Consider the following 13586-nt stretch of genomic DNA (forward strand, 5'->3'; position numbering starts at 1 on the left):
TAAGCGTTATTTTTTAGTTCTGGGAGGCAATGGTTCGCCTCCCTTTATTTGTAGTACCAACGACTGAGTTATGCAGACGTGGGAATAATAAAGAGTAAAGGTAGATGATGAAAAAAACTCTATTAGCAGTGGCGCTACTTGGCGCATCTTCTGCGGCAATGGCAGATTCTTGGATTTACGGTGGTGCAACAGTAGGTCAGTCTGACTACAAAGGTGAGACGGATACATCATACTCTGTTCACGTTGGTACAGGCATTCTACCTATCATTGGTATTGAAGCTGGTGTGACGCAACACGGTGAATTTAACGTAAATGGTCAAGACACTAAGCTAACGTCTTACTACGCAGCACTTAAGCCAAGCATCGACTTTGGTCCACTGCATGTATATGCAAAAGGTGGCTTCCACCAGTGGGACAAAGAAGTGAAAGGCGGCAAAGACGATGACGATTTGGATCTAATGTACGGTGTAGGTGCTGAGTACTTCATTTTTGGTCCGATGTCTGTTGGTGCTAGCTACATGAACTACACGGCGGGTAAAGACGATATCGGCACGTTCTCTGTTAACGCAACACTGCATTTCCTATAAGCGTCTAGCTTTCTAACACCCATATGAAAAACACCGACTTTATGTCGGTGTTTTTTGTCTGGAAGTCACAAAACAAAAGTTGAACATAAATTATTCACTTTTGGATCTTAAAATGCTCATGCTTTCCAATATATAGTGGCGATTAAATACGCATATTTGCGTAATGTTTCGCTTAGGAATCGCTCAGGAAGGGATAGTATGAAAAAAACACTCTCGTTATTAGCTCTAACGTTGTGCTCAACATCAGCAATGGCTGACTCATGGATTTACGCTGGCGGTCAAATTGGTCAATCTGATATCGATAGCGAAAACGATACAACCTACGGTATTCATGTAGGTACTGGTATTTTGCCATTCATTGGCATTGAGGCAGGTTACTTTAACCACGGCAAAGTGGATTTATCACTGAGTGGCAGCAGGGGTAGTGCTGATTTTGATTCATTCTATTTAGCAGCGAAACCAAGCATCGACTTTGGGCCGCTTCATGTCTATGCCAAAGGTGGCATCAATGCATTCAACGTTGATTATGACGGCGGACTGAGAAATTTAGATAAAGATGATGGTGTCTCCTACATGTATGGTGTCGGTGCCGAATACTTCTTGCTCGATAATGTTTCTATTGGGGCAAGCTATCAAGCGTTTGGCGTGGATATTGACAGCGATAGTGACACCGTGAGCAGTGTGACGGGGAATATTACCTTCCATTTCCTATAATAATCAGTCTCTATGAAAACTTTACTGACTTGGTTTCATCGCTATCTTTGAAACCAAGTCAGTGTTACTTATCTCAATTTACGCGCCCATCAATGATAAAGCCACAGAGCGCAAGTATTTCCAGTGCTTTTCGAACGATCAAATTACGATAAAATCAATCGTTAGACCTCATAATTTTTGTATTGATATTACTTTGTTCTTATCTGCCTTTAACTGAGCCAAAAATGCAATAAATGGCGATTTTTTGCAAAAATATGTGATTGCTGCTAAACTTCGCCCCGCTTTAAAACTTTAGAGTTCAAATTAATGGAGGGCGGTATTGGAGTTCTTCTCACCTGAGGGGCGTTTCAAATTCACGTTAAATTTGTATTTATGGATAATGCATTTAAAAAATATAGTATCGACACAACAGACTATCAGGTTGGACAGGACAACGTTCAAAAGTGGGGATTCGACATACATAACCCCGTTTTTGGCATCAGTGCGGGTCTCGTTGTTTTCTGTCTAATTTCACTTCTTCTTGTTGAGCCAACCACTGCTCGTGATGTATTAAACGGTCTGAAAAACGGAATTATCGAACAGTTTGATGCGTTCTTTATGTGGTCGACAAACTTCTTCTTATTATTCGCTGTTGCTCTTCTTTTTTCTCCGCTGGGTAAAATCCGCTTAGGTGGCAAAGAAGCAACGCCGGATCACTCAACTGTTTCTTGGTTGTCGATGCTTTTTGCTGCTGGTATGGGTATTGGCCTTCTGTTCTGGAGTGTGGCGGAGCCGACCGCGTACTTCACTGATTGGTGGGGAATGCCACTGAACGCAGTGCCATACACAGAAGAAGCGAAATCTCTCGCAATGGGTGCCACCATGTTCCACTGGGGTGTGCATGGCTGGAGTATTTACGCACTCGTTGCACTAGCACTTGCGTTTTTTGCTTTTAACAAGGGTTTACCGCTTTCATTGCGCGCGGCGTTTTATCCAATTTTTGGTGACCGAGCATGGGGTTGGCTAGGACATGTTATCGACATTCTTGCCGTTTTATCCACGCTGTTTGGTCTTGCAACGTCGCTGGGTCTCGGTGCTCAGCAGGCGACCAGTGGTATTAACCATGTCTTTGGTCTAGAAGGCGGCATTGGTACACAAATGATTGTGATCACCTTTGTTACCTTTATCGCGGTGCTGTCAGTAATTCGTGGTATTGATGGTGGTGTTAAGCTACTGAGTAACGTCAATATGGTGGTTGCGTTTGCCCTGCTTATTTTTATTACCTTTATCACGTTTGATACGGCGTGGGGTTCGCTACGCGACACAACAATGGCTTACATTGAAAATATTATTCCGTTGAGCAACCCCCACGGTCGTGAAGATGAAACTTGGATGCACGGCTGGACGGTATTCTACTGGGCTTGGTGGGTATCTTGGTCACCGTTTGTTGGTATGTTTATCGCGCGTGTGTCTAAAGGTCGTACGGTTCGAGAATTCCTGTTCGCAGTGATCGTTATTCCTACTGTCGTTACCTTGATTTGGATGTCTGTATTCGGTGGTATCGCGCTTGACCAAGTGGTGAATAAAGTCGGTGAGCTAGGTGCAAATGGTCTAACTGATATTTCACTGACTCTGTTCCATGTTTACGATGCGCTTCCGTATAGCTCAGTGATTTCAATGCTTTCTATCGTGCTGATTCTGGTGTTCTTTATTACATCATCAGACTCTGGCTCACTGGTTATCGATAGTATCACTGCGGGTGGTAAGATTGATGCACCAATTCCACAACGTATTTTCTGGGCTTGTATTGAAGGTGCAATTGCAGCCGTTATGCTTTGGGTTGGTGGTAAAGAAGCCTTGCAAGCATTGCAGTCAGGTGTGGTTGCAACGGGATTACCGTTTACCTTTGTTCTGTTGTTGATGTGTGTAAGCTTGGTTAAAGGGTTAAGAACCGAACTGTCAGCTTACAAATAAACACTATCCACTATTGAATTTAAATGCCGAGCCTAATGCGCTCGGCATTTTTTATTTCTACTTTTCTTTTTCAATAATTCCGTTACAGTTTGGGCTTATTCCCACCTCATTTAACAACATTATGTCACTGGCTAAACTCATTCTTATTCGTGGACTTCCAGGTTCAGGTAAAACAACCTTAGCAAAGCAACTAGCGATAGAGCTTGGTGCTAAGCATTTTGAAGCTGACATGTATTTTGAAAATGATGAAGGTGATTATCACTTTAACCCAACTCAATTGTCCCAAGCGCATGAATGGTGTTTTCAGCAAACTCGAAAGTGGTTGAACAAAGGGAAAGTCGTGATTGTGAGTAATACGTTTGTTCGTCACTGGGAGATGAAGCGTTACTTGGACTATTGCGTGAAGAAGCGAATTGAGGTGGAAGTTAAGGTGTGTCGCGGCGCGTATCAAAGCATTCATGATGTGCCACCAGCGACCATCGAAAAGATGCGACGCCAGTGGCAAGAGTGACCGTTACCAGAACTAGGGGTTACTGACCTCGTCCGTCAATCATCACAACGAAAGTTTTGCTCATGATTGAAAGGTCCATTGAAATCCAAGAGTAGAACGAACCTAAGCTTAGTGCGTAACTGTGGTCAAAACCAACTTTACGTCTTACATCTTCAATGCATGCATCATAGCCTTGGTTAACTTGCGCTAGGCCTGTAATTCCTGGTAATACGCCATATGTGCGTTCTACAAAATAAGGGATTTCATCTTCCAACTTTTGGTAGAAAGCAGGGCGCTCTGGACGTGGCCCGATCATCGACATTTCACCTCTCAACACATTAAACAGCTGTGGTAACTCATCTAAACGCGTCTTACGTAAAAAACGTCCTACTGGTGTGATTCGAGGATCATTCTCGGTTGCCCAAACTGCACCGGAGCGTTGTTCCGCATCAATATACATGGTGCGAAACTTCATGATTTGAAAAAGATCCATTTTTTCTGGTGTACAGCGCCCAACACGCAGTTGACGATAGATCACTGGGCCTTTTGATGTGATTTTTATAGCTAGCGCGATAAATGGGAATAGTGGTGCAGTGACGAGCAAAATAAACATGGCAACCAGTACATCAAACGTTCTTTTCGCGTGGCATACATTTGAATCGTAGCGTGAGTTTTTCATGATGCTTTCCTTATTGGTTGACGCGTTTCCAACGTCCATTTTCCATTCCTAGCAAGTACTTCATACCGCCGATGAAATTGGCGAGATGACCAATGACGATGTAGCTAATCAGTTTAAAAGGCTTGACTGTGTTAAGTGCAGGCACCAAGTAAGTGACAAGTGCGATACCATAAACACAGGCTTGAGCGAGCAGCATTATTTGAAACAGCGGGTTGTGTGCCAGTAGTAGTGAACAAACCAAGCAAACAATCATCAAATAGGGTGTTGCTAAGCGCAGAACCTTTCCCGATAGAAATGCAAAGGCAGTGCCACGATAGCGAGGTAGCAGTAATTTCTTTAATTGCATGAGCTGCTGCATGTTACCCGCTGAAATTCTTAGGCGTCGCTTGAAGTCTGCGTCGTCTGAGCTTTGTTCGAGTTCAAGAGCCAGCATGTTAGGTTCGTAGATAGCGTTATAGCCTCGCAAAACGATTCTCATAGGGAGAATAAAATCGTCATTGATGGTGCTGACTTCAAGTGGTTCAAATAGGTGGGTTCTGAATGTATAAAACGCACCGTGAGAGCCAATCGTTGAACCTAGTAAGGATTCTTGGTGCTTCACTCGAGACTGGTATTGCCAGTACGCTGCTTCACCTTGATTATCGGTACTCATTATTTGATATGTCGCGTTAACCACTCCAACCTTCTCATTTTGATAATGCTGACTAGCTAGCAACAGAGAATCGCAAGAAATCAATGCCGATGTATCACTCAATGCGGTAATGTCTGAGTTAACATGACGCATTTCTTCGTTGAGTAGGGCAACTTTACCGCGATTGACTTGGTGGTCATTAATGATGAACAGTGTGTCGGAGCAGATTGCTTCTTGAATCGTCGCTTGAGCAATCTCGGCTGTGTTATCTGTGCAGCCATCACATGCGATCACCACTTTCAATTTATCTCTTGGGTAATCTAAGCTCGCAAGGTTGCGGATCTTTTCTGCTATCCATTGTTCTTCATTGTAGGCGGGCACGATGACAGTAATAGATGGTAACTGACTGTCTGTTTGAGAGGCTTTGTAAGCTCGCTCTACAAATGGTGCTGTGATTTTGTGCTGTTTTAAAGGAAGCCATTTAAGTAGTAATGGATAACCAACATGATGATAGACAATCAAAAATGCGGATAAACCAAAACCTGTAATCCAAAGTAAATCATTCATAGCTAGCCTCCTTGGCCAAACGTGAGTAGCGACCCACCATGTCTCTGATATCAAAATGTTTGAGAATAAAAGTTCGAGGAGAACCATGGGTTGATTTCAATTGCAGCGACAAAGCTTCCGCCAAAGAGAACACTCGGTTGGCTTCAACCAATGTGCTGTTAATCGGGCAGAGCGTCTCTTTCACGCCACCAACATCGGTTGCGACACAAGGAATGTCACATGCTTGAGCTTCTAGTGTTGAGAGGGGGAAACCCTCTTGAAGCGACGGTAAACAAAATAAATCGAGGCTTTGGTAAAAGCTGGGCATATCATCGACCAAGCCTAAAAAGGTAACGCGATCCTCAAGTTTTAACGTTCTAACTTGTGCTTCCAATTGAGCTCGCTGAGAACCATCTCCAGCAATGGCTAGGTGTGTGTTTGGCGTAAGATGAGAGAAGGCTTCGATAAGCACTTTATGGCCTTTAACAGCTTCTAAACGTCCAGCTACTCCAATTACGGTTTTGTTGGCTGGAAGCCCAAACAAGTTTCTCTTGGTTGCTTGGTTACCGCTTTGAAATTTCTGGCAATCGATCCCATTATGTATGGTGCAGACTTTGCGGTAATTCAGTTTTGTCTGGATTTGTTCGGCAACAAAGTTCGCATCGGCAACCACATGTGGACGAATCATTTTTAGCAGTAGGGACTGCAGTCGAGCTGACTTTCTGCTATTCAGATGCCAGGCGTCGTGCTCAGTATGGATAATTACTGGCACCTGCGCTAAGCGTGCTGCAATCCCACCATATAAGAGTGGACCGATATGGTGAGTGTGGACCACATCAGGCTTAAGTCCTTTGAGCATGGAAGTCAGCGTACTGATGGTTGTCCCGCTGAATCCAGGTTTCTTATTGAGAAAGTGCAGTTGGCCTTGGTAGGCCGAGAGTTTTGACCAGCATTGCAGTGCTTGCGCTTTGCTTCCCTCTAAACTTACGACAAACACGGAATGATTCGGTTGCGCAAAACGAAGCATCTCTAATACGAGCGTTTCCAAACCGCCAGGAGCTAAGTGCTGCACGACGTGTAATATCACTTTTTTATTGCGTTGAGTGCTATTTTGTTTTTGTCTGAATTCCATTCTCAAACCCTCGTTGAGTTCTTTGTTTATTCAGGAATTGCAGACTGCGTGCCAAAAAATTAAGTGTTTAAAAACATGAAGTTAATGGTGATGCATGTGAATGGCGATGTTTATTCTCAATTTGAGATTCATATTAGTGGAAACCTTACACGGAGTTAGAATAAGCACAAAAAGAAAAGCACTCGCTGAACGAGTGCTTGTAATGGAGTGTTAACGGCTGTTAGCTTCCGTATACCATTTTAGGTAGAGTGGTGATCACAGGAACGCCAAGGTGCTTTTCTAATGCTCTTTTAGAGCGGATAGAGTTATCGGCTAACTCAAGTATCGTCGCTAATCCAATGCCCAAACCCGCGCCACCGATAAACCCTAAAATGACAAACACAAAGCTAGGTAAGTTAGACGGAATGGTTGGTGTGAAAGGTTCATCAATGATTTTCACGCGTTTATTCTCTTCAAATACGCCAAGTGAACCAGTTAATTGAGCCATTTCATAACGCTCCACAAGGTCATCATACATTTCTCTTTTTACCGCTACATCACGAGCTAGGCGGTTGATTTCTGTTGCTGTGCTACCAAATCGATGCGCATTACTTTCTAACTCTTGAATCATTGTTCGTAAGCTATTTGTTTCTTCTGTGAGGGCTTCAAAGCGTCCGCGCATAATTTGCAGTTGGTGAAGCTGAGAGACCAGAAGAGGCTGAGCTTCTCCAAGACTGTTTACGGTCGTATTGCTTGCGATATCCCAAAGTTGGGCGCTGTTTAATTCCGGTTGTTTAGAGTTCAATAGTACTGAGCGCTCTTGCTCCAAGCGGTTTAACTCTCGTAGCTTGCCTTGAACCATGCTATGCGCCTCAGTGTACTTGGCGCGAAGCAAAGTGAGCTCACTACGAATGTCTATGATTTGTTCTTCAAGCTTACCGATAACCGGGTTGGTTTTAGAAAGTTGTTGGTCCAAACTACCTAGGCTTCGGGTAACACCAGCAAGCTCCGCTTCTTTTTCTGCCAAGGTTTGTTTAAGGCTTGCCAGACGAGTCAGGCTTTGTGCTTGCATTTCAGGCGTCGCGTGAGAGTAAGTATTCTTGTATTCCGCGAACGCTTGCTCTGCTTTATCCAGCTCTTCTCTGCGTTTATTAATATGGATGGTTAAAAAGTGACTTGAATCTTTAATTGAAGATCGTTCAGGAGCTAAAAGCTGTTCGACAAAATGTTCGCTGACGGAGAGTAACATCGACTCCATGCCATTCGGTTTGCCACTTCGTAGTTGGATTTGAATGAAGTCCTTACCGAGCTGCTGAACAGACAAACGCGACGCGAGATCTTTAATGATGAACTCTTGCTCTTTGGCACTCATTTCGTCACTAATCAGCGCTTGTTCTTTGGCAACTGAGTACAAAACATGTCGGCTTTTAAGCAGGGTACTGAGTGCGCTCAATCGATCTTTCAGCATGGTCGAGACGGCAAGATCTTGAAGGAATGGGTTCATTTTCGCTGTCTCTTGGATAAGCATACTTGTGTGAGCGACATAAGTCGTCGGAACCAGTTTACTTACGATGAAACCCAGCACAGGCAATACAAGCATAGGAATAACGATCATGTAGCGACGTCTCCAAGCACCATGTAACAGTACGCTGAGGTTTTCTCTTAAATCGTTCATAGCGCCCTCACTAATTTATCAACTTGGTTGGCTCTTGCTTCCCAGCTTTGCTGTTGAACAAATGACTTTGAATCTGTCGGTGGCGGTAGGAGGTGATCGAGACTGGCACGCACGTCTTCGACATCTTGAACCACATGAAGCATATGTTTGTAGGGTATTAATGCAGGAAACGGTGTGCTGATAACAGGGGTTCCTGTTGCCAAGTACTCAAGAAGTTTAAGCGGATTACATGCCTTGATTTGAGCGTTATCAACAAAGGGCAACCAACTGGCATCCCAGTGTTGGGAGTAACGTGGCAGAGTGTGATGCGCTCTCGGGCCCAGGTAGTATATGTTGCTTCTTTGTGGAAGCGGATTATCACTGAACTCGTTAGGGCCGATGAACACGAGATCCCAGTCAGGCGCTTGGTCTGCGACTTGGGCAATTAAGTCGTAGTCTAACCATTCAGACAAACTGCCATAAAAGCCCAGCACTTTGCGACCATTATTAGGAAAATCTTCAGCCTTAGGTGCTGGCTCAGAAAACAGACTAAAGTCGACACCGTGAGGCAAAGTGACGGTTTTACCAGATGGAAATTGAGTGGCGAGTTTGTCACTTGCTGTAAAAATCACATCAGCCGCGTTAACCAGTGTACGTTCATGCTTGGCAACCGTGTCGTGGTCAACACCAGCTAAAGCGCTAAAGTCATCGCCACAATAGTAAATTAGCCCACGTGAATTCATTTCCGCACAAACATCTGCGGCCGTCGGGAGCGATGTCCAAAATATAGGCTTATCAAAACTAAGAGCGTGTAATTGTTTATTGAGCTGGTATTTCATCATCTTAGCCGCTACTTTTCTTGCCAGCGCAGAACTTGGAGCAGGAATAGTGAGTAGGTTAATGGTGTGAATATTTGGGTTTATTGCAGACTCTAACGTTGGCTTATGCGATCCAGCGTTATTAAATACACGAGTGAGCTTGTTTAACGCACGTTGCATGTCTTTAGCGGTCAGCCTAGGTTGACGCAGACCGATTGAGTTAACCCAAAGGATGCGGTGGCTAGTTGCTAGTCGTTTGACAATGTGTTGAGTGGAGGAGGGTAACCCACCAAAATCTTCTCCAAATACTACGATGTCTGTCATGTGGCTCTCCTTGAGTCTTCGTTATTTGATTACTAATCAAGAGAGCAATCACAATACGTGCCAAGGATTTATTTCTTATAAAACAGCTAATTGGACTTTCTGTTGGTATTTGAAATTAGGGTTTCTCATTTTGACAATCACTTTGAACGATTCGGCTAACGACAACTGTTAATGCTGCCAGAATGTAAATTGGCCAAGTGAAACCTTGAGTGAGGAAAGTGCCTGATACGATGGTCCCGATCAGCCCACTTAAGACTGCGTTTGCTCCAACAGAGAGGGTGTAATCCGATGTTGGCGTCAGTAGTGAAATAGAATGCAAAGAGGTTCGAATCAATGACACAATCAATGTCATGAACACGGCGAGTCCAACAAACCCCGTTTCTGCTAATACGCCAAACCAAGTACTGTGTACGGCGTGATTGATGCCATCCCAGTGAGGGCTATAGAAATAGTAATTGAAGTAGAAATTATCAAGCCCAACCCCAGTTAACGGATGGTGGAGAGCCATTTTAAATGCGGCTTCCCACGCGTAAAGTCGCCCCATCGCAGAGGCATCTATACCATCCTCGGCTGCGCCACCCGATTCTCGTCCTGAGATACCAGCAAATGCGTAGAGTACGATGGCTGCGACGGCGCCTAGTACTAAGACTAACGTTTTGCTTTTGATGTGCTTAAAGGCAAAGTACGCAAATACCGATAGAGAGCCTAACAAGCCCCCGCGGCTTTGTGTCTCAATAATCGCAAAAAACAACACCAAACAGGTAACAAGTGCGAAGAGCCGGAGATGCTTAGGTGAACGTTTCTCCATTAACTGACTAACGGTAAAGGCGAGAGGAAACATTAACACCAGCGCCAAGTCGTTCGGATCGCCGAGTACTGAACCTATGGAGCGTCCAATCGATACGCGTGTCCCTTCCACTAAATCAATGCCATTCGCTGCGTTTTGTAATGCGACTAAACCAATCAACAATCCGGCGAAAATTATTGCTTTCGACATTTGTGCTAACTGAGCAGGCTTGGTAATAAGCCAGGTGATCGCCAATGTCATAATGATGATTTTCCAATAGGTATTTTTGAAAACTGTAATGGCAATGTCACGACTGGAGGCGAAGACGATACCGATGATCACCAGCCCCCAAAATATGCACAGCCATTTTAATGAAGGGTGCCAAAAAGCCGTAAGCTGGCGACTTATCAAAAGGTGGAAAGCAAGTGCGGCCAGTGCCCCCAATGATAGTAGCAATGGGATTTTAAAGTTATAGATAATGGGAAACGCTTCATGAATACGAAAGAATGAAAAAATAACGAACAGCGTGACGAGCCAAAACGTTTGGTTGAGAACGAACAGTAAAGCCAGCGGGGCGAAACATAGTGCGACAATTAAAATAGGGTGAGGCATAACAATCCAAAGCAGGCCGATACAGACGGTAATCGTCAGCGCTGCGATGGACTGCTTTCTTCTCACCTTGGTTTCAGTCATAACGAGTATCTCTTCACCTGTCCACGCCATTTCACCATGTATCGAGTGAGCGCATTTAGCGTCTCTTTACTCATATAGCGAGTGGCTATCCCTGCCAGCAAAGTGCATGTCAAAATGCAAATTGCGATGGCGATGCCTATTGATTGTGAAGAGTGAAGCAGGAACAGTGCCACACCGGAGATAATCTGCAATAAAACCATCAGACTTAGGTGAAAAGGCAACGGCATGCATTGTTGGCCTACCACATAAGTAAGGCCAAGCTTACACAGTTGAGCGTAATAAAGCGCAATGAAAACTCCATAGATACCTAGGGACGATAGGCCAAACAGCAAAGCAATTGCAACGCATGCTGAGACGACATTAATACCCAGTAACCAGCGAGTACGACGCTTGTACAAAATGGAAATATTAATGAGCTCGCTCCACTCTTTTAGCATAGCGATAGGCAGTAAGAACAAGCTGAACAGTACCGCCTCATGATAGGTTTCTGGTAACAGGTAAGTGATCATCATCATTGCTAATGTGCCGACTGTAACACTTAAACCTGTAATGTAAATCATGCCTAGATGAGTGATGCGCACAGCTTCTGTACTCTTACGACCTTCTAGGTAATTAAATCGACGTGGCATCCACCACATGCCAAATGGCTGAACTAAAATACACATGCCAACCGCAAATTTTACGGCTATCGCGTAAATCCCTAAGGTCGCAAGTGAGGCGTTCGCGCCGATGAACCAGCGTTCAGCGCCATTGAGACAAAACGCAACCAATCCAGCCATCATCATTGGCAGACAGTAATTTAGGTATTGTTTCGCCACTGTCATACTTGGCAGAGTCATGCTGTAGCGGTTAATGATGTGGAGCCAGACAAACTGAGTAATAGCAGCCAACAAGCCACCCCATAAAACAGAAATAACATGTGGGTGAACAGACAGCGCCGTGATGATGAAAATGACCTGAAAAACAGTGGTAGTCACCATGACGTTGAGTAGGGTTCTTGCTTTGTCGTCCTGTGTTCTCAACCAAGCTGTGCCGATTGCGATACTGCCTTCTAGAACGATAGCAAACATAACAATAGCAAACTCGACTCGCGTAAAAGGTGCAGGAATAGGCGCGAGCATAATGATAGCGAGTAGGCATAAAGCCACGATGCCAGCGATGAACAAAGCAAGTGAGTACAGCTGGTTTAGTAGGCTTGTGCGCGTATTTTGATCCTTTTCAACCCCGACGAATCGATACAGCGCTTCATGCAAAGCGAAACTGACGAATAAGGTTGTGACAACGCCAAAGGTGGTAAGCAGTTCAAGCTTGCCCATTTGTTCTGGTGAGAGAAAGTGGGGCAATACAGGCAGCATGATTAAGCTGATGCTTTTGTTTATCACTAACGCGATAGCGAACAGCGACATATTGGTCATTGCTTTAGACATGGTCATATCCTTTGATGTATCGCGGTGTTTTGAGTTTACAATCGCCATTCGGTGCGGATTCTGCTGCAAGGTGCTGAGCGATTGGCAGATAACAACGTTCGGCCGTATAAAGTTGAGAAACGTTGAGAGCTTCGATACCCATTGTCACTTTCATCCATGGAGACTCATTCAAAAGGCGAATTGCGTTATGTAACGACGCCACATTGTTTGGTGTGTACTTGATGCAATTGCGGCCGTGCGTTAATACGCGATCCCAGTAGCTATCATCATGTGGGATGACGATGCACATGCCTGCTGCGAGAGCTTCTAAAATGGATAATCCAAAAGGTTCGTTAACACTGGTGGAAACAAACACACCACACTGAGAGCGTAGGTCATCGAGGTTATCTGGGCATTCATGCCATTCAACACCTTTTGTGGTGAAGTCTGGTGTTGAATATTCCACACCTGCCACATTTGGTTTGATGTAACACACGGTAGATTTGATCTCTTTTGTCTTATCAAGTGTTAAAGCATCAAGAAAAAGATCGATGTTCTTCCATTTTAGTAAGCTGGCCGCCCAGAAGACGCGGTTTGAAATCGGATTTGCTTGTTTTGGCCAACGGTCTCTCGATAGTCCGTTAACAAACGTAGACGCATTCAAACCACACCAATAGCGTTCAGTGGCTGGCTTCTCTGTTTTGAGGTAGACCTGTAAGGCCTCTAGCATCGATTCTCGGGTGTTTGCCAAGTAATAAATTGCGGATGCTTTTACCAAGCAGTAGCCGGAAGATCTTGAACGACCAATTGGACCATGAACCATTTGTACCACAGGCTTTTTGCTGATTAATCTTAGTAAGTACAAAGGCATATCATTACTTGGGCAAGATAGACCTAAAAAGCTATCTATCTTTGGTAGTTTCATGCACGCAAAAATCAGTTGGATAAAGTAATACGCGTTCATTAACCAGTAAGTGAGGCCATGAGTGGAGCTCAATGGTGATGGTTTGATTTTGATAATCTGCACACGAGGCGTATCGCTAAGTAGTGACTCCCAATGCTCTGGATTCGTGGTCAGCAGATAACCAATTACGTTCAGTTTATCGCACTGTTTGAGGAGCTCTGCATTCGCAATTTTAGAACCACCTTGCATTGGGATGGCGTCGAACATTAATACACGTTTCATGACTGGC

The 13586-nt window shown here is 44.4% G+C and carries 12 protein-coding genes; 4 read left to right on the forward strand and 8 right to left on the reverse strand.

Going from position 1 to position 13586, the window contains the following annotated elements:
- Window positions 1-107 precede the first annotated feature (107 nt).
- From L3V32_RS04625 to L3V32_RS04640, 4 genes are all read left to right on the forward strand, one after another.
- Window positions 108-587 carry an outer membrane beta-barrel protein gene (locus L3V32_RS04625; RefSeq protein ID WP_005394221.1) on the forward strand — a complete coding sequence of 160 codons (480 nt, stop codon included), beginning with the start codon at window positions 108-110 and terminating at the stop codon, window positions 585-587.
- Window positions 588-785: 198 nt separating this feature from the next.
- On the forward strand, window positions 786-1301 hold the full coding sequence (locus L3V32_RS04630) for an outer membrane beta-barrel protein (protein ID WP_005394222.1): 516 nt from the start codon (window positions 786-788) through the stop codon (window positions 1299-1301).
- A gap of 372 nt (window positions 1302-1673) precedes the next feature.
- Entirely contained in the window at window positions 1674-3254 is a 1581-nt protein-coding gene (locus L3V32_RS04635) for a BCCT family transporter (RefSeq protein WP_005394224.1), read from the forward strand.
- Window positions 3255-3375: 121 nt separating this feature from the next.
- Window positions 3376-3765: an ATP-binding protein gene (locus tag L3V32_RS04640; protein WP_167426598.1), complete on the forward strand. Its 390-nt coding sequence runs from the start codon at window positions 3376-3378 to the stop codon at window positions 3763-3765.
- A gap of 19 nt (window positions 3766-3784) precedes the next feature.
- On the opposite strand, the gene L3V32_RS04645 is transcribed toward L3V32_RS04640, so the two are convergent.
- The 8 genes from L3V32_RS04645 to L3V32_RS04680 form a co-directional block, all read right to left on the reverse strand.
- Window positions 3785-4423, reverse strand: coding sequence for a sugar transferase (locus tag L3V32_RS04645; RefSeq protein ID WP_005394228.1), 639 nt, complete (start codon window positions 4421-4423; stop codon window positions 3785-3787).
- Window positions 4424-4433: 10 nt separating this feature from the next.
- Window positions 4434-5621, reverse strand: coding sequence for a glycosyltransferase family 2 protein (locus L3V32_RS04650; RefSeq protein ID WP_170902044.1), 1188 nt, complete (start codon window positions 5619-5621; stop codon window positions 4434-4436).
- A complete protein-coding gene (locus L3V32_RS04655) occupies window positions 5614-6732 on the reverse strand; it encodes a glycosyltransferase (RefSeq protein WP_237283892.1) in 1119 nt (372 codons plus the stop codon). Before L3V32_RS04655 ends, L3V32_RS04650 begins: the two co-directional genes overlap by 8 nt.
- Window positions 6733-6952: 220 nt before the next feature.
- Entirely contained in the window at window positions 6953-8386 is a 1434-nt protein-coding gene (locus L3V32_RS04660; protein WP_046875245.1) for a chain-length determining protein, read from the reverse strand.
- A complete protein-coding gene (locus tag L3V32_RS04665) occupies window positions 8383-9507 on the reverse strand; it encodes a glycosyltransferase (RefSeq protein WP_237283893.1) in 1125 nt (374 codons plus the stop codon). Before L3V32_RS04665 ends, L3V32_RS04660 begins: the two co-directional genes overlap by 4 nt.
- Before the next feature lie 115 nt (window positions 9508-9622).
- Window positions 9623-10987, reverse strand: coding sequence for an O-antigen ligase family protein (locus L3V32_RS04670; RefSeq protein WP_237283894.1), 1365 nt, complete (start codon window positions 10985-10987; stop codon window positions 9623-9625).
- Window positions 10984-12414 carry a lipopolysaccharide biosynthesis protein gene (locus L3V32_RS04675; protein ID WP_237283895.1) on the reverse strand — a complete coding sequence of 477 codons (1431 nt, stop codon included), beginning with the start codon at window positions 12412-12414 and terminating at the stop codon, window positions 10984-10986. The genes L3V32_RS04670 and L3V32_RS04675 overlap by 4 nt, the downstream gene beginning before the upstream one ends.
- Window positions 12407-13579: a glycosyltransferase family 4 protein gene (locus tag L3V32_RS04680; protein WP_047008757.1), complete on the reverse strand. Its 1173-nt coding sequence runs from the start codon at window positions 13577-13579 to the stop codon at window positions 12407-12409. Before L3V32_RS04680 ends, L3V32_RS04675 begins: the two co-directional genes overlap by 8 nt.
- Window positions 13580-13586: the final 7 nt, after the last annotated feature.

The sequence above is a fragment of the Vibrio sp. J2-4 genome (assembly GCF_021728155.1).
Classification (GTDB): Bacteria; Pseudomonadota; Gammaproteobacteria; order Enterobacterales; family Vibrionaceae; genus Vibrio; species Vibrio diabolicus.

Bases quoted from the DNA above. Each gene is read 5' to 3' on its own strand.
- L3V32_RS04680 (WP_047008757.1), bottom strand. From the start codon at position 13,579: ATGAAACGTGTATTAATGTTCGACGCCATCCCAATGCAAGGTGGTTCT.
- L3V32_RS04640 (WP_167426598.1), top strand. From the start codon at position 3,376: ATGTCACTGGCTAAACTCATTCTTATTCGTGGACTTCCAGGTTCAGGT.
- L3V32_RS04660 (WP_046875245.1), bottom strand. From the start codon at position 8,386: ATGAACGATTTAAGAGAAAACCTCAGCGTACTGTTACATGGTGCTTGG.
- L3V32_RS04670 (WP_237283894.1), bottom strand. From the start codon at position 10,987: ATGACTGAAACCAAGGTGAGAAGAAAGCAGTCCATCGCAGCGCTGACG.
- L3V32_RS04675 (WP_237283895.1), bottom strand. From the start codon at position 12,414: ATGTCTAAAGCAATGACCAATATGTCGCTGTTCGCTATCGCGTTAGTG.
- L3V32_RS04635 (WP_005394224.1), top strand. From the start codon at position 1,674: ATGGATAATGCATTTAAAAAATATAGTATCGACACAACAGACTATCAG.
- L3V32_RS04630 (WP_005394222.1), top strand. From the start codon at position 786: ATGAAAAAAACACTCTCGTTATTAGCTCTAACGTTGTGCTCAACATCA.
- L3V32_RS04645 (WP_005394228.1), bottom strand. From the start codon at position 4,423: ATGAAAAACTCACGCTACGATTCAAATGTATGCCACGCGAAAAGAACG.
- L3V32_RS04655 (WP_237283892.1), bottom strand. From the start codon at position 6,732: ATGGAATTCAGACAAAAACAAAATAGCACTCAACGCAATAAAAAAGTG.
- L3V32_RS04625 (WP_005394221.1), top strand. From the start codon at position 108: ATGAAAAAAACTCTATTAGCAGTGGCGCTACTTGGCGCATCTTCTGCG.
- L3V32_RS04665 (WP_237283893.1), bottom strand. From the start codon at position 9,507: ATGACAGACATCGTAGTATTTGGAGAAGATTTTGGTGGGTTACCCTCC.
- L3V32_RS04650 (WP_170902044.1), bottom strand. From the start codon at position 5,621: ATGAATGATTTACTTTGGATTACAGGTTTTGGTTTATCCGCATTTTTG.